Genomic DNA, 20,883 nt, shown 5'->3' with positions numbered 1-20,883 from the left:
ACCCTATCCACCTACGCTGGCGCGCATGGCTGCAGACCCGACATCGAGCTCGCCCCTCCGGCCCGGCACGATCGCCGTCACCGCCGGTCGTCCCGAGAAGACTCCGGACGCCCCGCTCAACGTGCCGATCACGATGGCCTCGACCTACGTCGCGGGCGGCGACGTGGAGTACGGCCGCTACGGCAACCCGACGTGGACCGCCCTCGAGGACGCGCTCGGCGCGCTCGAGGGCGGACGGTGCCTGACCTTCTCCTCGGGCCTGGCCGCGGCATCGACGGTGCTCGACCTCGTCGGAGCCGACGGCAAGGTCGTGGCACCCCGGCACGCCTACACCGGCACGATCATGCAGCTTGCCGACCTGGAGTCGCGCGGGCGGCTCAGGGCCGAGCTCGTCGACATCACCGACACCGAGGCCGTGGTCGCCGCGTGCGCCGACGCGGCGCTCGTGTGGCTGGAGTCGCCCACAAACCCCGCCCTCGAGATCGCCGACATCGCCACCATCACGGCCGCGGCGCACGAGGCCGGTGCCTACGTCGTCGTCGACAACACCTTTGCCACTCCCCTGCTCCAGCGCCCCCTGGAGGACGGTGTCGACCTCGTGCTGCACTCGGCGACCAAGTACCTCGCCGGCCACTCCGACGTGCAGATGGGCGCGATCGTCACCAGGGACGACGACCTCCATGCCGTGCTCAAGGGACGCCGCGACCTCGTCGGCGCGATCCCCGGCCCGTTCGAGGCCTGGCTGACCCTGCGTGGCCTGCGTACGCTGCACCTGCGCGTCGAGCGCGCGCAGGCCAACGCGCAGGAGCTCGTACGCCGACTGGCCGAGCACCCTGCGCTGTCCGAGGTCCGCTACCCCGGCTTCGGCGCGATCGTCAGCATCGTCCTCTCCCAGGGCGAGGTGGCCGGCGACCTGCTCAGCCGCAAGACCCGCCTGTGGGTGCACGCCACCTCGCTCGGTGGAGTCGAGTCGACGCTGGAGCGCCGGCGCCGCTGGAAGGCGGAGGCCGCGACCATCCCCGCCGGGCTGGTGCGGCTCTCGGTCGGCGTCGAGGACGTCGAGGACCTCTGGGAGGACCTGCGCGCAGCCCTGGACGGGTGCGTGGGCTAGTTCATCGGCGCTCGCTCCGCTCGCGCGTTGCTCGGGCGCCCCTGAAGGCGCTGTCTTCCCTCCTCGGCTTGCTCGCTGCGCTCGCTACGCATGAAGGAACGGGCGACCGCCGTCAGGTGACCGACCACCTCAGCTCACGCGCTCGTCGCCCCGGCCTGTCTGGACTGAGGAGCGAGCAAGCGTGCCGAGCGCAGCGAGGCAGCGCCGTCGAGCGAGGAGGGAAGACGACGTCTTCAGGGGCGTCGAGCACACGCGAGCGGAGCGAGCGCCAACAGCACAGCCATCAGCCCATCTCCGCCTTGGTGTCCCGGGCGATGAAGGAGTTCATCATGTCGAGCGCGGTCATCTTCCCGTCGACGACCGCGTCGACGGCGGCCGCGATGGGGGCGTCCACGCCGGTGCGCTCGGCCAGGGCGAGCAGCGACTTGCAGGACTTGGCGCCCTCGGCGACCTGCCGGGTCGAGGCGTAGATCTCCTCGGTGGTCATCCCCTGGCCCAGCCGCTCACCGAAGGTGCGGTTGCGCGACAGCGGCGAGGAGCACGTCGCAACGAGGTCGCCCAGCCCGGCCAGGCCCATCAGGGTGAGCGGGTTGGCCCCCTGGGCCGTAGCGAGACGAGCCGTCTCGGCCAGGCCGCGGGTGATCACCGACGCCGTGGTGTTGTCGCCGAAGCCGAGCCCGACGGCCATGCCGACGGCCAGGCCGACGACGTTCTTGTAGGCGCCGCCGATCTCGCAGCCCAGCACGTCGACCGAGGTGTAGGGCCGGAACGACGGCCCGTGGGTGATCGCCTGCAGCTGCTTGGCGCGTTCCTCGTCGAGGCACGCGACCACGGACGCGGCGGGTTCGCGGCGGGCGATCTCGCGGGCCAGGTTGGGTCCGCTGATGACGGCGATCCGTTCGGCGGAGGCATCGGTGACCTCTTGGATCACCTCGCTCATCCGCATCAACGTCCCGAGCTCGACGCCCTTCATCAGCGAGACCAGCGTGGCGTCGGACGGCAGGATCGGCGCCCAGGACGCGAGGTTCTCGCGAAGGCTCTGCGACGGGACGGTCAGCACGACGACGTCGGCGTCGGCGGCCACCTGCTCGGGGTCGGTGGACGCGCTGATCGAGGGCGGCAGCTCGATCCCCGGCAGGTAGTCGGTGTTCTCGCGGCGATCGTTGATCGCGTCCACGACCTCGTCCCGGCGTGCCCAGAGGGTCACGTCGTTGCCCGCGTCGGCCAGGACCAACGAGAAGGCGGTGCCCCACGATCCGGCGCTGAATACGGCGATCTTGCTCATCGGCTGCGCTTCCTCCTTGAACGGTGGCTTGCCCTGCGGGCGTCGTCTGCCGGGTTCCCGATCTCCCGTACGCCGGTGGCGCGCGGGTCGTACCTCTGGGTCGGGGCGGTCTCGCCGCGCAGGTCGGCGACGATCGTGGTGATCGCGGTCATGATCCGATCGGTGGCCTGCACGATGGTCTCGGCGGTGTGCGGCTGCGCGACCAGGTCGTCGAGCTGCACCGGGTCTCCGGCCTTCATCACGATGTTCTTGCGCGGGAGCAGGTGAGGCGTCTTCGTGTAGGGCGGCAGGATCTCCTGCGCCCCCCAGTGGCCGACCGGGATCACGGGACAGCCGGTCGCGAGGGCGATCCTGGCCGCACCGGTCTTGCCCTTCATCGGCCAGAGGTCGGGATCACGGGTCAACGTGCCCTCGGGGTAGACGACGATGCACTCGCCCTCGCCGATCGCCTTCACCGCTGCGTCGTAGGCCCCGACCGCGTTGCGGGTCAGTCGCTCCACGGGGATCTGCCCGGCGGACGTGAGGAAGCCCGCGAGGTACTTGTTCGAGAAGAGTCCCGACTTCGCGAGGTAGCGCGGCAGTCGGCCGTGGTCGTAGACGAAGTGCGCCGAGAACAGGGGGTCGAGGTGCGAGATGTGGTTGAGCACGACGATGCACCCGCCGCTGGCAGGGATCTTCTCGCCGTCGATCCAGGTGCGGGAGGACGCGCTGAGCAACGTGGGCTTGAGGATCGACGCGGCGACCGTGAAGGCCCAGCCACGACGCTTCTCCAGCTTCCTGACGCGCACCCGTTCCCCCTCAGCCTGCTCGCGGGCCCGGCCCGGACGCTCCCTGCGTCGCGAGCAGGCTACTCGGTCTCACTCGCTGCCGGCCGTCTGCGCCGCGCACGTCCGGAGTGGGAGGATCGTGTCGATGTCCAGCCCGACGCCCAGGCCCCTGCCCAGCTCCGTGCCGACTGGTGCCGCACCCACGCGCTGCGTGGTCGTCGTACCCGTCAAGCCACCGTCGTTCGGCAAGTCCCGGCTTGTCGGGATGACCGACGAGCAACGGCGCGAGCTGGCCGAGGCGTTCGCACTCGACACCGTGCAAGCGGCCGTGTCCACACCGGGCGTCGAAGCCGTCCTGGTCGTCACCGACGACTTCCGCCTCGCCGCCGCGATGCAGGCCCTCGGGTGCGCGGTGATGCCCGACGGGGCGAGCGACGACCTCAACGCGACGCTGGTCCAGGCCGCCGCCGAGGTCGTACGCCGTTGGCCTGACGCAGTGCCGGTGGCGTTGTGCGCCGACCTGCCGGCACTGCGACCGGCGGAGCTCGGCGACGTGCTCTCGGAGGTCGTGGAGCAGGTGGCGACGCGACGCGCGGTCTTCGTGCGCGACCGCGCCGGCGTCGGGACCACGCTGTACGCCGCCGCAGCCGAGCGGTTCGCGCCGAGCTTCGGCCTCGACTCCGCGGCGAGGCACGCCGACTCGGGGGCCGCGGAGGTGGGATCGGACGCACCCAGCGTGCGCGCGGACGTCGACGACCTGGCCGACCTCGGCGCCGCACTCGTGGCGGGCGTCGGGCCGCACACCTCCCGGGCAAGCGGAAGGCGGGCCACCCCACAGGGGTGACCCGCCTTCTCTCCTGGCTGAGCCGCAGAAGTGCTGCGCGGTCAGGACTTCTTCGCGGTCTTCTTGGCCGGTGCCTTCTTGGCGGGAGCCTTCTTGGCAGCGGTCTTCTTGGCCGGTGCCGCCTTCTTGGTGGTGGTGGCCGCAGCCTTCTTGGCAGGCGCAGCCTTCTTGGCCGGAGCCGACTTCTTGGCCGCGGTCTTGGCCGGTGCCGCCTTGGTCGCGGTCTTCTTGGCCGGAGCCGCCGCCTTGGTTGCGGTCTTCTTGGCCGGAGCCGACTTCTTGGCCGCGGTCTTCTTGGCCGGTGCAGCCTTGCTCGCAGTCTTCTTGGCGGGCGCAGCCTTCTTGGCCGCGGAGGCCGACTTCGTGGCGGCTCCCGACACAGCGGCAGCAGCAGCACGCACGCCGGCCGGCGGCTTGGGCATGTTGGCCGCCGTCAGCTTCGGTAGCTTCTTCGCACCCGCGACGACGTCCTTGAGCTCCTTGCCTGCGGAGAACTTCGGCACGGACTTCTTCTTGGACTTCATGCGCTCGCCCGTCTGCGGGTTGCGGACCCAGCGCGCGTTGCGAACCGCCTTCTCGAACGAGCCGAAGCCGGTGATCGCGACCTTCTCGCCCTTGGCGACCTCACGGGTGATGGTGTCGAGCACCGACTCCAGTGCGTGGGCTGCCTGCTTGCGGTTCCCCTCGTAACGCGCGGCGAGCGCGTCGATGAGCTCTGACTTGTTCACTAGCTTCCCTTCCAATGAACCATGGGATGCCGAGCTCGTGCTCGACCCTCTGCGAGGCACGCTAGGCACATGGAAGGGTGACCACAATCACCATCGCCCTTATTTGTTGGGGTTTTTTCAGAGAGTGGCGGGCTTCCAGCTCGGTCGCGTCGCCTCGAAGGCGGCGATGTCGTCGTCATGGCCGAGGGTGATCCCGATGTCGTCGAGGCCCTCGAGCAGCCGCCAGCGCGTGTAGTCGTCGATGTCGAAGGAGTCCTCGACGGCGTCCTCACCGAAGCCGGCGCGGACCGTGCGGCTCTCCAGGTCGACGGTGATCTCGCCGCCCGGGTTGTCCTCGAGCCAGTCCCACAGGCGCTGCACGACCTTCTCGTCGACCTGCGCCGCGAGCAGTCCGGCCTTGCCGGAGTTGCTGCGGAAGATGTCGGCGAACCGTGAGGAGATGACGACGCGGAAGCCGTAGTTCTGCAGGGCCCACACCGCGTGCTCGCGCGAGCTGCCGGTGCCGAAGTCCGGACCGGCGACCAGCACCGAGCCCGTGGCGTACGTCGGGTTGTTGAGCACGAAGTCAGGATCGTTGCGCCAGGCCGCGAAGAGCCCGTCTTCGAAGCCCGTGCGCGTCACGCGCTTGAGGTAGACAGCAGGGATGATCTGGTCGGTGTCGACGTTGCTGCGTCGCAGCGGGACGCCGACGCCGGTGTGGGTGGTGAACGCATCCATGGGTCAGACCTCCTGCAGGTCGGCGGGGCTGGAGAGGGTGCCGCGCACGGCGGTCGCCGCGGCGACCGGCACGGAGACCAGGTGCGTACGACCGCCCTTGCCCTGCCGTCCCTCGAAGTTGCGGTTGGACGTGGAGGCGCTGCGCTCACCCGGCGCGAGCTGGTCGGGGTTCATGCCCAGGCACATCGAGCAGCCGGCCCCGCGCCACTCGGCGCCGGCGGCGATGAACACCTTGTCCAGGCCCTCCGCCTCGGCCTGCAGGCGTACGCGCACCGAGCCCGGCACCACCAGCAGCCTCGTGTCGGCGGCGACAGTGCGGCCCTCGAGGATCGATGCGGCCAGGCGCAGGTCCTCGATGCGGCCGTTGGTGCAGGAGCCGACGAAGACGGTGTCGACCTTGACCTCGCGCAGCGGGGTGCCGGCCTCGAGACCCATGTAGTGCAGGGCCTTCTCGGTCGCGATCTTGTCGTTGGGCTCGTCGAAGTCGTCGGGGCTCGGGACCGACGCACCCAGCGGAGCGCCCTGGCCGGGGTTGGTCCCCCAGGTCACGAACGGCGTCATGGTGGACGCGTCGAGCTCGATCTCCTTGTCGAACACCGCGTCGTCGTCGGTGCGCAGGGTCTTCCAGTGCGCGACAGCGGCATCCCAGTCGGCACCCTTGGGCGCCTCGGGCTTGCCCTCGATGTAGTCGAACGTCGTCTGGTCGGGGGCGATGAGTCCGGCCTTGGCGCCCCACTCGATCGACATGTTGCACACGGTCATCCGGCCCTCCATCGAGAGCTCCTCGATGGCCTGGCCCCGGTACTCGACGATGTAGCCCTGGCCGCCACCGGTGCCGGTGTGGGTGATGAGGGTCAGCACCAGGTCCTTGGCGGTGACACCCTCGGGCAGGCTGCCGTTGACGGTGACGGACATCGTCTTCGGCTTCGCCTGCATCAGCGTCTGGGTGGCGAGCACGTGCTCGACCTCGGAGGTGCCGATGCCGAAGGCGATCGCGCCGAAGGCACCGTGGGTCGAGGTGTGCGAGTCGCCGCACACGATCGTCATGCCGGGCTGGGTGAGGCCGAGCTGCGGCCCGACGACGTGCACGATCCCCTGCTCGATGTCGCCGAGCGGGTGGAGGCGTACGCCGAAGTCGGCGGCGTTCTTGCGCAGCGTCTCCACCTGCAGGCGGCTGACGGGGTCGGCGATCGGCTTGTCCCAGTCGAGCGTGGGCACGTTGTGGTCCTCGGTCGCGAGGGTCAGGTCGGGACGGCGTACGGTGCGGTCGGCGAGACGGAGGCCGTCGAAGGCCTGCGGCGACGTCACCTCGTGCAGGAGGTGGAGGTCGATGAAGAGGAGGTCGGGCTCTCCGGCGGCGCTGCGGACGACGTGCTCGTCCCACACTTTCTCGGACAGGGTCTTGCCCACGACTCGATCTCCTTCACTTCAGGCGTTTGCATGACGATAACGCTTGCATCCCACTCTCTGAGATGAGAATATCGGTATATGGACAACGGATCTGGCGTCGGCGTGCTCGACAAGGCCGCTCTCGTGCTCGCCGCACTCGAGGCCGGACCGGCCACCCTGGCCGGTCTCGTGGCCGGCACCGGCCTGGCCCGGCCGACGGCCCATCGTCTCGCGGTCGCCCTCGAGCACCACCGTCTCGTGGCCCGCGACATGCAGGGCCGGTTCGTGCTCGGTCCGCGCCTCGCCGAGCTCTCCGCCGCCGCCGGCGAGGACCGGTTGCTGGCCGCCGCCGGCCCGGTCCTGGCCCGCTTGCGCGACATCACCGGCGAGTCCGCCCAGCTCTGGCGCCGCCAGGGCGAGCACCGCGTCTGCGTGGCCGCGGCCGAGCGCCCCTCCGGTCTCCGCGACACGATCCCGGTCGGCTCGCAGCTCACCATGAACGCCGGCTCCGCCGCCCAGATCCTGCTGGCGTGGGAGGACCCGGAGCGGATGCACCGCGGCCTCCAGAACGCCGCTTTCTCCGCCACCGCCCTCTCCGGCATCCGCCGTCGCGGCTGGTCGCAGTCGGTCGGCGAGCGCGAGCAGGGCGTCGCCTCGGTCTCCGCGCCGGTGCGCTCCCCCGGGGGCAAGGTGATCGCCGCCGTGTCGGTGTCCGGTCCTCTCGAGCGCCTGTCGCGCCAGCCCGGCCGGATGCACGCACCTGCCGTGCTCGCGGCGGCCGACCGGCTGTCGGAGTCGCTGCGCCGCGCTGCCGCGGAGTAGCTCGCCCCGTCGCGCCTTCACAGCGTCGGTGGCCTGCGGCAGGGTGGGGACCATGGCAGACCTCGTGGATCTCGGACCTGCAGGCCAGCGGTTGTCGGACGTCGCTGCCCACGTCGACGACGACCAGCTCGCCTCGCCCACACCGTGCGAGGGGCGGACCGTCGGTCAGCTCCTCGGGCACCTCGTCGGCCTGACCATCGCCTTCCGCGCGGCGGCCGCCAAGGACTTCGGCCCGCTGACCGACACCAGTCCCGACGACTCCGGCTGGCCGGACGCGCAGGCCGGGTGGCGTGAGTCGCTGGCGGAGGGGGTCCCGGGGCTGGTGGCCGCCTGGCGTGACTCCGGTGCGTGGGAAGGCATGACGCGCGCCGGTGGCGTCGACCTGCCCGGAGACGTCTGCGGCCTCGTCGCACTCGACGAGATCGTGCTCCACGGGTGGGACCTCGCCCGCGCGACCGGCCAGAGCTACGACTGCGACGACGCGACCGCCGGTGCGCTCATGTCGTTCGTCGAGGGGTTCGACGAGGGCGGCACGCCCGGGATGTTCGGCCCCTCCGTCGCCGTCGGCCCCGACGCCTCCCCCTTCGACCAGGTGCTGGCGCGCTCGGGCCGTGACCCGCAGTGGTCGCCCAGCTGAGCACGCCGGATCAGAACAACGCGTCCTGCTCCAGCTCGAGCAGCTGCTGCTTGCGCTCCAGGCCGCCGGCGTAGCCGGTCAAGGTGCCGTTGGCGCCGATGACCCGGTGGCACGGCACCACGATCGGGATCGGGTTGCGCCCGTTGGCCAGGCCGACCGCACGGGACGCGGCGTTGGTCATGCCGAGCCGCCCGGCGATCTCGCCGTAGGACGCGGTGTCGCCGTAGGCGATCTTCGCGAGCTGCCCCCACACCCGACGCTGGAAGTCGGTGCCGATCGGTGCCAGCGGGAGGTCGAAGTCGGTGAGCTCACGGGCGAAGTAGGCCGTCAGCTGGCGCACCGCCTCGGCCAGCACCGGCTCGTCGTCGGAGCGAGCCCCCAGGGGCCGGCCGTCAGCCGGCGGACGGAACGGCCAGAACTCGATCGCGACGATCGAGCCGTCGCGCTCCACGACCCGCAGGTCGCCGATGGGCGAGGGCATCACGGTCCACATGTCAGTTCTCCTTGATCCGGGTCAGAGTGTTCCAGAGGTGCACCTGGGCGTAGGACCGCCACGGGCGCCACCTCTCGCCGAGGTCGGCGGCGCGACCCGGGTCCTGCCCGAGCGCGATGAGTGCGTCGCGGATGCCGATGTCCGTCGGCAGGAACACGTCGGGGTGGCCCAGCGCCCGGAGCGCGATGTAGTCGGCGGTCCAGGGACCGATGCCGGGCAGGGCCAGGAGTGAGGCGCGTACGTCCTCGCGGTCGGCGCCGCGGTCGAGCACGACGTCGCCGGCGGCCAGGGCGGCACACATCCCGACGAGCGCCCGCCCGCGTGCTCGCGGCATCGGCAGGGCCTCGGGGTCCTGCTCGGCGAGCGTCGCGCTCGAGGGGAAGAGATGGGTGAGCCCGGGCACGTCGGTCTCGACCGCCTCGCCCCACTGCTGAACGAACCGGCCTGCCACCGTGCGGGCGCCGGCGACGCTGACCTGCTGGCCGAGCACGGCGCGCACCGCGACCTCCTCGCCGTCCACGTGGCCGGGGACCCGCAGCCCGGGCGCGCTGCTGACGACCCGACCGAGCACGTCGTCGGAACCGAGCGCCGCGGCCACGGCGACGGGGTCGCAGTCTGCGTCGAGCAGGCGGCGGGTGCGCTCCGAGGCGGCGCTGAGGTCGCGGAGGTCGGCGAGCTCGAACGTCGCCTCGGCCACCGCGGTCTCGCCCACCGCGTCGGAGTCGGGCAGCCGCAGCCGGACGATGCCGGGGCCGTGCGGCAGCCGCAGCGTGCGGGCGTACACGTCGCCGACGACGACCTCCACCCCCGGGACCGCCCGCAGCGCCAGGAAGTCGAACAGCGCACGGCCGGTGAACGGTGTGCGGACGGGCAGCCGCATGGTGACCGCGCCCCTGGTCGGGGACCCGCCCCGGCGTCCGCGGAGCTCCGTCGGTGACGCGGCGTAGATCTCGCGCAGCGTCTCGTTGAACTGGCGCACGCTGGCGAACCCGGAGGCGAACGCCACGTCGGTGAGTGGCAGGTCAGTGGTCTCGATGAGCACGCGAGCGCTCTGCGCCCGGCGGGCGCGGGCCAGGGCGAGCGGCGCGGCGCCCAGCTCCTGGGTGAGCAGGCGGCCGAGGTGGCGCGGCGTGTAGCCGACCCGTCGGGCCAGCCCGTCGACGCCCTCGCGGTCGACGAGGCCGTCGGCGATCAGGCGCATCGCCCGGCCAGCGACGTCGGCGGCGACGTCCCACTCGGGGCTGCCCGGCGTCGCGTCGGGCAGGCAGCGCTTGCAGGCGCGGAAGCCGGCGGAGTGGGCGCTCGCCGCCGTGGCGTGGAACGTCACGTTGGCGGCGGCCGGCGTGCGCGCCGGGCACGAGGGTCGGCAGTAGATGCCGGTCGTGCGGACGGCGGTGTAGAAGACCCCGTCGAAGCGGCGGTCCCGGCTCTGGACCGCTCGGTAGCAGGCCTCGGTGTCGAGGTGTCCGGTCGGCGTCATGCGACCAGTCTGACCGGCGCCACCGACACTCACCAGCGGAAAACGGACACGACAGGTGACGGAGCCGCCGCACACAGGCTCACCGGAACCGGGTGACCCGGGCCACCCGTCGAGGGGGAGGCAGGCGCCGTGCGTCGCGTCCTACGGTTCATGTTGGAACGGCCCGACGGGAGGTCGACATGGCGTGGCGGCTCTGGGACATGACGTGGTCACACCTCGTCGTGCGCGGCGGGCTGGCTGTCGTGTTCGGCGTGGTCGCGATGCTCTTCCCGCTCTCGACTGCGACCGCCCTCGCCCTCCTCTGGGGCGTCTGGGCCCTGGCGGACGGTGCCCTGACTCTCGTCCAGGCCTTCGGGGCGCCGCGCTCCCCGGTCCGCCCCGTCCTCGGGGCGATGGGCATCGTCGCCCTCCTCGCTGGTGCGCTCGCGGTCTCCGATCCGGGTCTCACCGCCGTCACGCTCACCCGCGTCCTGGGGATCTGGCTGATCGCCCGCGGCCTGCTCGAGGCCGTGGTCGCCTTGCTCGACCGCGAGGCCGAGTCACGTGCAGGCATGCTCCTCAGCGGCGCGGTCGACGTCGTCCTCGGGCTGCTCTTCGTGCTGAACCCGGGGAGGTCCGCGGTCGGGCTCGCCGTGGTCCTGGGACTCGTGGCGGCGGTCTGGGGCGTGGTCTTGGTCATCGTCGGATTCCTGGTGCGGAGGCGGCACCTCAACGACGGGGCGGCGGTTCACGGGTAACGGGCGAGCTCCTGTCGGAGTCGTTCGGTGATGTCCTGCGTCCATCCCTCAGGCTGCACGACGTTGACCCACCCGGCGGCGTGCTCACCCGAGAAGTTGTGTCCGTGCGCCGGCTGGGTCGAGAACGCCCCCGCGAGGTCGGCGGACACCTGCAGGAAGGTGACGAACGGCATCCATCGCATGCTGCCCGGTATGTCGTCCCCGCGCGTCTCCTCGAGCCAGTCCGGCCGGGTCAGCAGCAGGTCCGTGCTCCACCAGGTGACGGGATCGGAGGCGTGCTGGAGGTAGAGCACCCGGCTCCCCGGCCACAGCTCACCCTCCGGCTGCGGACGCTCCGCTCGCGTGGTGAACCGGATGATCCGCCCCCCGCGGTAGACAGGCTCGACCTCTCGGGAACCAGGGTCCCGGTCGTCGATGAAGCTGCGGTAGAGCGGATTGAAGTTGGGCGGCCCGACGAGCAGTGCGCCGGAAGTCCGGTTGTTCATGTCGAACTCACCGCTGAAGGCCTCCTCGGCTCCGAACGAGCCGAGGCTCTCGCCGAACACGTAGAGCTCGGGACGATCGTCGAGCGGAAGGACGGACCAGCGCTCGTAGACGGCGTCGAACAGGGCTCGCCCGGCCTCCCGCGCCCGGGCGGCGTCGACGAGGAAGGAGAGCCAGGAGGCGAGGTGTGAGTACTGCATGCCGACGATCGCCGAGTCCCCGCCGGTGACGTACTCGAACCCGCTCGCGGCGCTGGGCTCGACCCACCCGGTGCCAGTCGTGGTCACCACGAGCAGGTGCTGCCGATCGAAACCGCCGGCGCGCTCGAGATCGTCCACCGCAAGGGCGGCCCGGTCCTCGGCGTCCTCGGCGTTGCCGAGCCCGGCGTAGGCCCGGATCGGCTCCATCGCGGGTCGACCCGTGAGCTCGGCGATCTCGTCCGCCGTGGGGCCGCGGCCGACGAAGGTCCGGCCCTCCCGGCCGAGTGAGTCCCACTCGACCAGGGACTGCTCGCTGCCCGAGCGCAGGGCCGTCGTGGGCCTCACGACCCCCGACGGAGTCTCCAGGTCACGGATGGCGAAGGAGGCGTCGAGAGCTCGGAGCCCCGCGTCGCCGGCCACTCCGCTGACCAGGCTCCACGCGACGATGCCCACCAGCACGACCCCCAGGACTCGCGCCACGGACGGCTTGAGACGGCGCTCGAGCAGTCCCGCCGCCCTGCGGGTCACCGCCCTGACCCCGCGCGCGAGGGCGAGCAGGGCAGCGGCGACCAGCAGTGCGACCGGGGGCGCCAGGAGCGCGTACGCCACCGGGGTCGCCTCCGTCCCGGCGAGCCGGTGTGCCTCGTCCTGCCACCGGACGCCCAGCACCAGGCTCGTGACGAGCGCCGCGGCACTCCCGACCAGGAGCACCGAGCGTGCCCACCCCGGCCAGGGCTCGCGCTGCGTGTCCCGGAGCCCTCTCCAGCACCATGCGACGAACACTCCGAACCCGTATCCCGATGCGCCCGCCGCGCCGCTGACGATGCCCTGGAACAAGGGAGGCCGCGGCAGCAGCGACGGCGTCAGCGAGAGGCAGACGAACAGGACTGCGAACGCGACCCCGGCCGGCAGCAGGTGGCAGCGGCGCACGAGCCCGCCGATCCGGTCGATCAGTCCCGGGGACTCGGCCGCCGGCCCACCCTCTTCGACGACCGCCGCTGCAGGGCTAGGGCTCGTGAACGGCATGCGTCTCACCCGATTCCGGTGAGGCCGATCCGCCCACAGGCGCCGAGGTTGGTGGCACCTGGAGCACCTCCAGGATCTCGACGCCGAGCAGGTCGAGGTGGGTCAGCACCCCTCCGAGCGCCGCCTGGTCGGGAAGATGCCCGTGGAGCACCGTCATCGGAGCGGCTGGCACGACCTCGAGCGACGGGAAGCTCTCGGTCAGCTCTGCGGACAGCCGGCCTCGCACACGGATCACGTACTGGGCCATCGCACACCTCGTCTCAAGGGGATGTGGTCAAGCGTCGCCGCTGAACGACTGCGGCGCGTCACCCGAGGGGGGCGACCATGGCGCTGGTTGACGCTGGCAGGCGGGCGGTCAACACTGATGTAGGTCGGCACCCTGGCGGCGCTCGGACGCACCCGTTCTCACAGGTGCCGCACCCGCGGTGTCCACTGGGAGGCAGGCGTGGCCTGGGATCTGCACGGGAGCGAGCAGTCGCCGGCGCCCTCGCCCCACGGCCCACCAGCACCGCCGGACCGTCTTGTCCCACGTGAGCGGCTCACCAGGCTCTTCGACCGCGCGGCCGCACTGACGTTCGTCGTCGCCCCGGCCGGGTCGGGCAAGACGGTCCTCGCTGCCGAATGGGCCCGCAGAGGTGGCACGTCAGGTCCGGGAGTCCACTGGTTGTCCGCGGCCGAGCCCGAGGAGGTGGTCCCGGCTCTGTTCTCAGCGGTGGGGCTGGCGCAGACGACCACGGACGAGGTGCGGCAGACCCACGGCGAGGCGAGCGGCTTCGAGCTGGCGGTGGGCGCGCTGCGATCGCGTGTCCCTCCCGGAACTGCGCCGGTGACGATCGTGATCGACGACGCCCATGAGCTTCCCGTGGACAGCCTCACGCTGCTCGGCCACGTGCTGTCAGCGGTCCCGGAGGCCGTCCGGCTCGTGCTGCTCAGCCGGCGGGACCTCCCCCTCCCGCTGGTTCCGCTCGACCTCGCGGGGCGGCTCGTCATGATCCGAGCCGGTCAGCTGGGCTTCGACGACCACGAGGCCGCAGAGCTCGTCCGGTCGCATGCTCCGCGTGCGACGGCGGCCGACGTGGCACAGCTGCAGGAGCACACGCGAGGCTGGGCGGCGGCGCTGATCCTGGCGGCACGCACGCTGGACGCGTCCGAAGATCCTCGGACCGCGCACCTCATGATGCGCTCGACAGAACAACCGGTCCTGGACTACCTCCTGAGCGAGTCGTTGGACGGACTGTCGGAGGACACGCGTCAGGTCCTGATGTCGATCTGTGACGAGGCCGAGGTGACAGCGGAGTCCGCGATCACCCTGTCCGGACATGCCGACGCCGACCAACGGCTCACCGACCTCGCTCGAGCCGGGCTGCTGGTCACGGCCTACCCGGATGGCGCCGGAGGCGGGCTCGTGTGGCGGTTGCATCCGCTCCTGGTCGAGGCCCTGCGCCGTCAGGCGATGCACAGCACCCCCCAGGCCATCAGCGACGCTCATGTGCGCGGAGCCGCCTTCGCCCGCGCGACGGGCAACCCGATCGAGGCCCTGCGGCATGCGATGTTGAGCGGGGAGGAGCGGCTGCTCGGCTCCGTCCTGCTGGACCTTGCGCCCGACCTGCTCGCCCTCGGGCGGGTCGATGTCGTCGATGACGGCCTGCGTCACCTGTCGCCGGCCTACCGCTCGACCCACGCGCAGCTGCTCGGTATCGAGGCGCTGTGCCGCATCCAGACCAACGACCTCGGCGAAGCAGTCAGTCTCGTCGCCAGCGCCGAGATCGGCTTGGCGGCCACGGGCCCGGAGGGCGCGCCCGGGAGCGCGCCGGCGGACGTCCAGCTGCGTGCCGACGTCACCCGGCTGCGCCTATGGGAGGCCCGACTCGGCTGGGCCGACCTGGGCACGGCGATCGCCTCGGCTCACGCCGTGCTCGAGTCCTCCGGTGCATCGACTCTGTCGATCGTCCGCACCTGCGCGACCCTGCTCGAGCTGGGGGCCGCCGAGTGCTGGCAGGGGGATCTGGAGACTGCCCTGCGTCACTCGCGTGAGGCCCTGTCCATGGCCAGGTCGCTGGGCTACGAGCAGCTGATCGTCGAGGCGCTCGGTCAGTGTGCCCTCCTCGACGCCGCCGAGGGCGCGATGCAGTCGGCACTCACGCATGCCGCGGAATGCCTCCGGCTGGCGGTCGCGAGCGAGCTGGATGACGACATCAACGCGCACCGCTCCCGGCTGGCCCTGGCGTGGGCCGAGTTCCAAGCCCTCGACCTCGAGGCGGCGGCAGCGGACCTGGAGCGCGCTCGCACGTCAGCGGCACCACATGACCCGTTGGTCGTGGTCCTGGGCACGGTCCTCCGCGCGCGGCTCCTCCTTGAGGGCGGTCACCTTCAGGACGCGGAGCGGACCTTGGCCGGGCCGTTCGCCGTGCCCACACCTGTGCCGGCCTTCGCACTCGCGCTCGTCGGCGCCACCAAGGCGCAGCTCGCCGTTGCCGCGGGCGACGATGTGGCACTTGCGGAGGAGATCGACTCCCTCCTCACCCTGGGTTGCGCCACCGAGGCCGGGCTGTTCTCAGCGGTCCGCACCGCGTTCGACGGCAAGGTGACCGAGGCCATCGAGATCCTCGACGAGCTCGCAGTCACTCCGTCTCCGCGCCTGCTGATCCGGTCGGGAGTGGAAGCGGTGCGGCTCACCCTCCTCTTCCTCGCCGGCGACGCCGGTGGCGCCCGGGCTGCTCTGCCCCACCTGCTGACCACCGTGGCCACCCACCGGCACCTCCATGTTCTCACCGCCGCACTTCGCGCCGGCGACGACTTCCTCGACAGCCTCAAGCAGGAGGTCCGGCGCAAGGACGCACATCCCTTCGCCGCCGAGGCGCTGGCGGCCATGGAGTCCTACGAGCTCACCTACCTCGCCCGCCGTCGTCCTCTCCTCGAGGCGGCCCGGGCGGGGGCACACGCCGTACCACCCGCGCGCGAAAGGACCTCGAGTGTTCCGCTCATAGCCGACCTGACGCCTCGGGAGTCGGAGGTGTTCGAGCAGCTGGCCCTGGGCGGCTCGTACGGCGACATCGCGCGAGCCCTCTTCGTCACCGAGAACACGGTCAAGACGCACCTGGCGTCCATCTACCGCAAGCTGGGGGTGGAACGACGTGCCGAAGCGCTGCAGGTCGGGCGTGATCGAGGACTGCTCGGGATCCGCGTGGTCGAGCGCCGAGCGCGTCAGTAGTCCACCGCGTCGCGGGTGATCGGACAGGTCATGCAGTGACCGCCACCCCGCCCCCGGCCCAGCTCGGCGCCGACGATCGGGATGACCTCGACGCCGGCACGGCGGAGCAACGCGTTGGTGTAGGTGTTCCGGTCGTAGGTGAACACGACGCCCGGCTCCACGGCGACCGCGTTGTTGCCGCTGTCCCACTGCTGGCGCTCCGACGCGTAGACGTCTCCTCCCGTCTCCACCGACCTCAACGCCTTCAGGCCCAAGGCCTCCGCGACCACGTCGACGAACATCCGGTCGCCCTCGTCAGTGACCTCGATGCCGTGCTCGCCGTCGCTGGGACGCAGCGTGAAGGCGTGGATCCCGTCGACGATTCCCGGGAAGTAGGTGACGAGGTCACGATCGGCGAACGTGATCACTGTGTCGAGGTGCATCGCCGCCCGGAGCTTGGGCATGCCTGCCACGACCACGCACTCCGCGGCCTCCTGCTCGAAGAGCGCCTTGGCGACCTGCGTGATGGCCTGGCGCGAGGTGCGCTCGCTCATGCCGATGAGCACGGTCTTGTTGCCGATCGGCATCACGTCGCCGCCCTCGATGGTCGCCAGTCCCCAGTCGATCTCGGGGTCACCCCACCAGACCTTCGCGCCGACGAAGTCGGGATGGAACTGGTAGATCGCCTTGTAGAGCAGCGTCTCGTCGTGTCGAGCGGGCCAGTAGAGCGGGTTCATGGTCAGGCCGCCGTACAGCCAGCAGGTCGTGTCACGGGTGTAGAGGGTGTTGGGGAGCGGCTGCATCAGGTACTCACGCGAGCCGGTCGTCTCGCGGGCCAGGGCGACGAAGCCCGAGCGGAAGTTGTCGGGAAGGTCGTTGGTCGCCAGTCCGCCGATGAGCAGCTCCGCGAGCCGGGCGTCGTCCAGGGTCCGGAGGAAGGCAAGGGTCTCGTCGACGAGTCCGTGGCCGACCTCGTTCGCGGTGATCTTCCGCTCGAGCAACCAGTCCTTCGCGCCGGGCACCGCCATGGTCTGGGCCAGGACGTCGTGCAGCTCCACCACGTCGACACCGCGCGCCCTCAGCTCGGTGACGAAGTCCGCGTGGTCGCGCCGGGCGTTGTCCACCCACATGACGTCGTCGAAGAGCAACGCGTCGGAGTTGGTCGGCGTGAGCCGGCGGTGCGCCAGCCCGGGGGCACACACGAGCACCTTGCGCAGCGTTCCGACCTCAGAGTGAACGCCGTACGCCGACGAGGCGCCGGCTCCTGGTGCCTCCGGCGGAGGCGTCTGCTCAGTGGTCATGTCCGATTCCTTCCTGGTGGTGGTCAGAGGGTGATCCGGCCCGTCCACAGGCCGACCACACCCGTGACGCCGGCGGCCACGATGATGACGAAGAGGCCGATCTCGGTGGGAGTGAACAGTCGGCGGCCGGACTCGCTGCGGGCCTTGACGTAGAGGAGCGAGGCCGGCCCGAGGATCACCGCGGAGAGAAGCAGGAACTCGAGGCCGGCGGCATCGAACAGGAAGAGGGTGTAGACCGTCGCGATCCCGGCGATGATCCCTTCCCTGCGCTGCACCCCACGTGACTCCCCCTCGTAGCCCTCCCCTGTCAGCGAGAGCTTCAGGGAGTAGGCGGCAGCGAGGAAGTACGGCACGAGCGCGAGGCTGGTGCACAGGTCGAGGAGGAAGTTCAGCGCGTCCGCGACGACGAGGGTCAGGAGCAGCACAGACTGGACGGCGATCGAGGTGACCACGAGAGCGGTGATCGGGGTGCCGTTGTCGTTCTCGCGGCCGAGGAACTCGGGGAAGTCCTGGTTGCGCGCCGGGATGTACATCACCTCGGCAGCCATCAACGTCCAGGCGAGGTAGGCACCCAGCACCGACACGATGACCGCGATGCTGATGAACGCCTCACCCCAGTCGCCGACGACGTGCGCGAACAGCCCGACCATCGACGGCTGTCGGGTGCCGGCGATCTCGGGCTGCGGCATCACGGCATAGCTCGACAGCGTCACCAGTGAGAAGATCGAGAGCACGCTGAGGAGCCCCATGACGGTGGCCCTGCCGACGTCCTCGCGCTTCGTGGCATAGCGGGAGTAGACGCTGGCGCCCTCGATGCCCAGGAACACGAACGTCGTGATGATCATCGTGTTGCGCACCTGCTCGTCGAGCGATCCCAGGTCCCCGTACCCGTACGCGGTCCAGTTGTCGGCGAAGACACCGGCGTCGAGCGAGAGGAGGAGGACCACGATGAAGACGAGGATCGGCAGGATCTTGAAGATCGTGACGATCCGGTTGATGACCGCTGCGTCGCGCACGCCGCGGGCGATCAGGACGTGGAATGCCCACACCCCGACGGTGGACAGCAGCAGTGCCAGCACCGTGTCCCCGTCGCCGAAGCCGTCGAAGAACGCGCCCAGCGTCGCGGTGATGAACACCCAGTAGAACGCGTTGCCGGCGACCGTGCTCGCCCAGAACCCGACCGCGGAGTTGAACCCGGCGTAGTCGCCGAAGCCGGCCTTGGCGTAGATGAACACCCCGGAGTCGAGCTCGGGCTTGCGGAGCGCCAGGTTCTGGAAGACGAACGCGAGCATCAGCATGCCGGCACCCGCGATCGCCCAGGCGATCAGGGATCCCAGGATCCCGGTGGCGACGCCGAACCGCCCAGGGAGGGAGAAGACGCCGGCCCCGACCATGCCGCCGATGACCATCGCGGTCAGGGTCGGCAGCGTCATCTTCTGGACCGCACCGCCTTCCTCGGTCTCGGTCGATGCCTTCTCGGACGTGGTCATGTCAGCTCCCTGGCCGTGTCGGAGGGCGTGATCTTCTCGATCCGGAAACCGGTGTAGCCGTAGAGGACGCTCAGGATCGGGCTGGCGTAGCAGAAGACGGCGTACGGCGCGTACAACAAGGTCGACACGCCCAGGGTCGCGCCCATGAATGCCCCACAGGAGTTCCACGGCACCAACGGCGAGGTGACGGTGCCGCTGTCGGCGGCCAGCCGCGACAGGTTGGTCGGGGCCAGGCCGCGCTCGGCGAACTCCATGCGGAAGACGCGCGAGGGAAGCACCAGTGCGATGTACTGGTCCCCGGCGACGACGTTGAGGCCGAAGCCGCACGCGAAGACGGTCAGGAAGAGCCGTCCGGTGCTCCTCGCAGAGGAGATCATCGGATCCACCAGACGCGCGATCAGGCCGAAGTGCTCCAGCAGGGCACCGAGGGTCACAGCCCCGAAGATCAGCCAGAGAGTGAGCAGCATGGAGGCCATGCCGCCACGCGACACCAGTCGATCGACGTCGGCGACGCCGGAGCTCATGTCGAAGCCGGTCGCCATGGCCTGCCAGGTCGCCTTGACGGCGTCGGTCACGACGGACCCCGTGCCGCTGACGAAGCCTGCGACCACGTCGGGCTGGGTGAAGGCCGCCATCAACCCCGCGAACAGGGCCGAGCCGAGCAGCGCGAGGGAGGCGGGCACCCTCCGGATGGAGAGATAGGCGAGCAGGACCAGCGGGAGGAGGTTGACGGGGTTGATCCAGAACACCTCGGACAGGGCGCTCAGCTCGGTGGTGGTCGACACGGTGTCCTCGGACTGGCCCGTGTGCGTCCAGCCCAGCACCAGGAACACGACGAGCGCGACCGCGAACGCCGGCACCGAGGTCCAGACCTGACGCCTGATGTGGTCGTGGACGTCCACCTTGACCAGCTGTGCGGACAGGACCGTCGTCTCCGACAGGGGTGAGGTCTTGTCGCCGAGGTAGGCACCTGAGATGACCGCTCCGGCGGTGATCGCCGGAGAGACGCCGAGCATGGTGGCGATCCCCACCAAGCCCACGCCGATCGTGCCGGCCGTCGTCCACGAGCTGCCGATGCTCAGCGCAACCACCCCGCAGATGATCGCGCTCGCCGCGTAGTACCAGCCGGGCGAGAGCACCTGGATCCCGTAGTAGACGAGCGTGGGGATCGTGCCGGAGAGGTTCCAGGTGCCGATCAGCGCCCCGACCGCGAGGAGGATGAAGACGGCACTGGTGACCGATGCCATCGCACCCTGCCCGGCCGTCTGGACCTCCGCCCAGGAGTGACCGTTCGTGAGTGCCGTGAGTGCCGCTACCGCCGCGCAGAGGACGAGCGCCACCTGGATGGGCCCGTCGAGGGCGTCCAGCCCGAAGAGCGCCAGCGAACCGCCGATCAGCAGGACCAGGGTCGTCAGGGGGACCAGGGCGTCGAGCAGCGACGGTTCACGCTGCGGAAGCGGGACACGATCGCCCATGGGCCGATCCTCCGGCGCTGGGCACCGCGAGCGGGTCCCCCGTTCCGGGCGAGGCCGGCCCGCGACAAGCGACCCGTGCGGCACTGCGCCGTACGGCACGTACGCGGCCGAGTGGGGGTGGCACGAACCTGTCCCCCGGATCGGGGGAGGTCGCGGGTCCGGGCACTCACCAGACTCGTGGACAGGTCAGCAAGGTCGCAAGCGAAGGACACGAGCATGGGCACCCTCACGGTCTGGAGGTTCGACACTGCTGAGGGCGCCGACGCGGCGACCAAAGTGCTGGCAGACCTCTCCACCCAGCACCTGATCACGATCCACGACGCCGCGACCGTCAGATGGGAGGAGGGCAGGAAGCGCCCCAGGACCCGCCAGCTGCACAACCTCGCAGGAGCCGGCGCCCTGGGCGGGGCGTTCTGGGGCCTGTTGTTCGGCCTGATCTTCTTCGTGCCGCTCCTGGGCGCCGCCGTCGGCGCCGCGTCAGGAGCACTCGCCGGCTCCTTGCGGGACGTCGGCATCGACGACCGCTTCATCGACAAGGTCCGGGACGGGGTCTCCCCCGGCACGTCCGCCTTGTTCGTCATGTCGTCCGACGCGGTCATGGACAAGGTCCGCGACGCGTTCGCGGACCAGCGGCCCGAGCTCATCTTCACCAACCTCAGTGACGCGCAGGAAGCCGCGATCCGCGAGGTCTTCGCGGACTAGAACCCG

The 20,883-nt window shown here is 70.8% G+C and carries 19 protein-coding genes; 7 read left to right on the top strand and 12 right to left on the bottom strand.

Translation table 11 applies throughout. The annotated features are described in order from the left end of the window. Nucleotides 1-25: 25 nt before the first annotated feature. Nucleotides 26-1,111, top strand: coding sequence for a trans-sulfuration enzyme family protein (locus J3P44_RS14305; RefSeq protein ID WP_255891111.1), 1,086 nt, complete (start codon nucleotides 26-28; stop codon nucleotides 1,109-1,111). A gap of 283 nt (nucleotides 1,112-1,394) precedes the next feature. Here J3P44_RS14305 and J3P44_RS14300 read toward each other — a convergent pair whose 3' ends face one another. Then, nucleotides 1,395-2,396 (bottom strand): NAD(P)H-dependent glycerol-3-phosphate dehydrogenase, encoded by a 1,002-nt coding sequence (locus J3P44_RS14300; protein ID WP_255891110.1) that lies wholly within the window; start codon nucleotides 2,394-2,396, stop codon nucleotides 1,395-1,397. Continuing rightward, on the bottom strand, nucleotides 2,393-3,184 hold the full coding sequence (locus J3P44_RS14295; RefSeq protein ID WP_255891109.1) for a lysophospholipid acyltransferase family protein: 792 nt from the start codon (nucleotides 3,182-3,184) through the stop codon (nucleotides 2,393-2,395). Before J3P44_RS14295 ends, J3P44_RS14300 begins: the two co-directional genes overlap by 4 nt. 124 nt (nucleotides 3,185-3,308) lie before the next feature. Between J3P44_RS14295 and cofC the strand changes: the two genes are divergently transcribed. Further along, entirely contained in the window at nucleotides 3,309-4,007 is a 699-nt protein-coding gene (gene cofC, locus J3P44_RS14290) for a 2-phospho-L-lactate guanylyltransferase (protein ID WP_255891108.1), read from the top strand. 41 nt (nucleotides 4,008-4,048) lie between these two features. Here cofC and J3P44_RS14285 read toward each other — a convergent pair whose 3' ends face one another. From J3P44_RS14285 to leuC, 3 genes are all read right to left on the bottom strand, one after another. Further along, on the bottom strand, nucleotides 4,049-4,735 hold the full coding sequence (locus tag J3P44_RS14285) for an HU family DNA-binding protein (RefSeq protein ID WP_255891107.1): 687 nt from the start codon (nucleotides 4,733-4,735) through the stop codon (nucleotides 4,049-4,051). Nucleotides 4,736-4,852: 117 nt separating this feature from the next. Further along, on the bottom strand, nucleotides 4,853-5,452 hold the full coding sequence (leuD, locus tag J3P44_RS14280) for a 3-isopropylmalate dehydratase small subunit (protein ID WP_255891106.1): 600 nt from the start codon (nucleotides 5,450-5,452) through the stop codon (nucleotides 4,853-4,855). A 3-nt stretch (nucleotides 5,453-5,455) separates the two neighbouring features. Further along, on the bottom strand, nucleotides 5,456-6,862 hold the full coding sequence (leuC, locus tag J3P44_RS14275; protein WP_255891105.1) for a 3-isopropylmalate dehydratase large subunit: 1,407 nt from the start codon (nucleotides 6,860-6,862) through the stop codon (nucleotides 5,456-5,458). A 78-nt stretch (nucleotides 6,863-6,940) separates the two neighbouring features. Between leuC and J3P44_RS14270 the strand changes: the two genes are divergently transcribed. Beyond that, nucleotides 6,941-7,663 (top strand): IclR family transcriptional regulator, encoded by a 723-nt coding sequence (locus J3P44_RS14270; protein ID WP_056602619.1) that lies wholly within the window; start codon nucleotides 6,941-6,943, stop codon nucleotides 7,661-7,663. Nucleotides 7,664-7,715: 52 nt separating this feature from the next. Further along, nucleotides 7,716-8,300 carry a TIGR03086 family metal-binding protein gene (locus J3P44_RS14265; protein ID WP_255891104.1) on the top strand — a complete coding sequence of 195 codons (585 nt, stop codon included), beginning with the start codon at nucleotides 7,716-7,718 and terminating at the stop codon, nucleotides 8,298-8,300. Between the two features lie 10 nt (nucleotides 8,301-8,310). Here the strand turns inward: J3P44_RS14265 and J3P44_RS14260 are convergent, their stop codons facing one another. Together J3P44_RS14260 and J3P44_RS14255 are read right to left on the bottom strand one after the other, a co-directional pair. Beyond that, nucleotides 8,311-8,793 carry a methylated-DNA--[protein]-cysteine S-methyltransferase gene (locus tag J3P44_RS14260; RefSeq protein WP_255891103.1) on the bottom strand — a complete coding sequence of 161 codons (483 nt, stop codon included), beginning with the start codon at nucleotides 8,791-8,793 and terminating at the stop codon, nucleotides 8,311-8,313. A 1-nt stretch (nucleotide 8,794) separates the two neighbouring features. Beyond that, a complete protein-coding gene (locus J3P44_RS14255) occupies nucleotides 8,795-10,273 on the bottom strand; it encodes a DNA-3-methyladenine glycosylase 2 family protein (protein WP_255891102.1) in 1,479 nt (492 codons plus the stop codon). 179 nt (nucleotides 10,274-10,452) lie between these two features. Here J3P44_RS14255 and J3P44_RS14250 point away from each other — a divergent pair, with 179 nt between their 5' ends. Continuing rightward, complete coding sequence (locus J3P44_RS14250; protein WP_255891101.1) at nucleotides 10,453-11,010, top strand: HdeD family acid-resistance protein; 558 nt, start codon at nucleotides 10,453-10,455, stop codon at nucleotides 11,008-11,010. Here the strand turns inward: J3P44_RS14250 and J3P44_RS14245 are convergent. Continuing rightward, nucleotides 11,001-12,719: an alpha/beta hydrolase gene (locus tag J3P44_RS14245; protein WP_255891100.1), complete on the bottom strand. Its 1,719-nt coding sequence runs from the start codon at nucleotides 12,717-12,719 to the stop codon at nucleotides 11,001-11,003. The genes J3P44_RS14250 and J3P44_RS14245 overlap by 10 nt on opposite strands. Further along, complete coding sequence (locus J3P44_RS14240; RefSeq protein ID WP_255891099.1) at nucleotides 12,700-12,966, bottom strand: DUF8691 family protein; 267 nt, start codon at nucleotides 12,964-12,966, stop codon at nucleotides 12,700-12,702. The genes J3P44_RS14245 and J3P44_RS14240 overlap by 20 nt, the downstream gene beginning before the upstream one ends. A gap of 198 nt (nucleotides 12,967-13,164) precedes the next feature. Between J3P44_RS14240 and J3P44_RS25550 the strand changes: the two genes are divergently transcribed. Next, on the top strand, nucleotides 13,165-15,930 hold the full coding sequence (locus J3P44_RS25550; protein ID WP_255891098.1) for a LuxR C-terminal-related transcriptional regulator: 2,766 nt from the start codon (nucleotides 13,165-13,167) through the stop codon (nucleotides 15,928-15,930). Here J3P44_RS25550 and J3P44_RS14230 read toward each other — a convergent pair. The 3 genes from J3P44_RS14230 to nhaC are packed head-to-tail and all read right to left on the bottom strand — an operon-like array spanning nucleotide 15,924 to nucleotide 20,175. Then, nucleotides 15,924-17,210 carry an arginine deiminase gene (locus J3P44_RS14230; protein ID WP_255891097.1) on the bottom strand — a complete coding sequence of 429 codons (1,287 nt, stop codon included), beginning with the start codon at nucleotides 17,208-17,210 and terminating at the stop codon, nucleotides 15,924-15,926. The genes J3P44_RS25550 and J3P44_RS14230 overlap by 7 nt on opposite strands. Nucleotides 17,211-17,233: 23 nt before the next feature. Then, on the bottom strand, nucleotides 17,234-18,700 hold the full coding sequence (locus tag J3P44_RS14225) for a basic amino acid/polyamine antiporter (protein WP_255891096.1): 1,467 nt from the start codon (nucleotides 18,698-18,700) through the stop codon (nucleotides 17,234-17,236). After that, nucleotides 18,697-20,175: a Na+/H+ antiporter NhaC gene (gene nhaC, locus J3P44_RS14220; RefSeq protein ID WP_255891095.1), complete on the bottom strand. Its 1,479-nt coding sequence runs from the start codon at nucleotides 20,173-20,175 to the stop codon at nucleotides 18,697-18,699. The genes J3P44_RS14225 and nhaC overlap by 4 nt, the downstream gene beginning before the upstream one ends. A 216-nt stretch (nucleotides 20,176-20,391) precedes the next feature. Here nhaC and J3P44_RS14215 point away from each other — a divergent pair, with 216 nt between their 5' ends. Next, nucleotides 20,392-20,877, top strand: coding sequence for a DUF1269 domain-containing protein (locus J3P44_RS14215; protein WP_255891094.1), 486 nt, complete (start codon nucleotides 20,392-20,394; stop codon nucleotides 20,875-20,877). The last annotated feature ends 6 nt before the right edge of the window (nucleotides 20,878-20,883 follow it).

This window comes from Nocardioides astragali (assembly GCF_024436375.1).
Classification (GTDB): domain Bacteria; phylum Actinomycetota; class Actinomycetes; order Propionibacteriales; family Nocardioidaceae; genus Nocardioides; species Nocardioides astragali.
The sequence above is the reverse complement of the archived record's forward strand: the minus strand, read 5'-3'. Positions and strand labels throughout refer to the sequence as shown.

What these genes read in the sequence shown, in the direction of transcription:
- cofC (WP_255891108.1), top strand. Translation starts at nt 3,309, where the DNA reads ATGTCCAGCCCGACGCCCAGGCCCCTGCCCAGCTCCGTGCCGACTGGT.
- J3P44_RS14260 (WP_255891103.1), bottom strand. Translation starts at nt 8,793, where the DNA reads ATGTGGACCGTGATGCCCTCGCCCATCGGCGACCTGCGGGTCGTGGAG.
- J3P44_RS14215 (WP_255891094.1), top strand. Translation starts at nt 20,392, where the DNA reads ATGGGCACCCTCACGGTCTGGAGGTTCGACACTGCTGAGGGCGCCGAC.
- J3P44_RS14300 (WP_255891110.1), bottom strand. Translation starts at nt 2,396, where the DNA reads ATGAGCAAGATCGCCGTATTCAGCGCCGGATCGTGGGGCACCGCCTTC.
- J3P44_RS14240 (WP_255891099.1), bottom strand. Translation starts at nt 12,966, where the DNA reads ATGGCCCAGTACGTGATCCGTGTGCGAGGCCGGCTGTCCGCAGAGCTG.
- J3P44_RS14250 (WP_255891101.1), top strand. Translation starts at nt 10,453, where the DNA reads ATGGCGTGGCGGCTCTGGGACATGACGTGGTCACACCTCGTCGTGCGC.
- J3P44_RS14305 (WP_255891111.1), top strand. Translation starts at nt 26, where the DNA reads ATGGCTGCAGACCCGACATCGAGCTCGCCCCTCCGGCCCGGCACGATC.
- J3P44_RS14270 (WP_056602619.1), top strand. Translation starts at nt 6,941, where the DNA reads ATGGACAACGGATCTGGCGTCGGCGTGCTCGACAAGGCCGCTCTCGTG.
- nhaC (WP_255891095.1), bottom strand. Translation starts at nt 20,175, where the DNA reads ATGGGCGATCGTGTCCCGCTTCCGCAGCGTGAACCGTCGCTGCTCGAC.
- J3P44_RS14245 (WP_255891100.1), bottom strand. Translation starts at nt 12,719, where the DNA reads ATGCCGTTCACGAGCCCTAGCCCTGCAGCGGCGGTCGTCGAAGAGGGT.
- J3P44_RS14230 (WP_255891097.1), bottom strand. Translation starts at nt 17,210, where the DNA reads ATGACCACTGAGCAGACGCCTCCGCCGGAGGCACCAGGAGCCGGCGCC.
- leuD (WP_255891106.1), bottom strand. Translation starts at nt 5,452, where the DNA reads ATGGATGCGTTCACCACCCACACCGGCGTCGGCGTCCCGCTGCGACGC.
- J3P44_RS14265 (WP_255891104.1), top strand. Translation starts at nt 7,716, where the DNA reads ATGGCAGACCTCGTGGATCTCGGACCTGCAGGCCAGCGGTTGTCGGAC.
- J3P44_RS14255 (WP_255891102.1), bottom strand. Translation starts at nt 10,273, where the DNA reads ATGACGCCGACCGGACACCTCGACACCGAGGCCTGCTACCGAGCGGTC.
- J3P44_RS14225 (WP_255891096.1), bottom strand. Translation starts at nt 18,700, where the DNA reads ATGACCACGTCCGAGAAGGCATCGACCGAGACCGAGGAAGGCGGTGCG.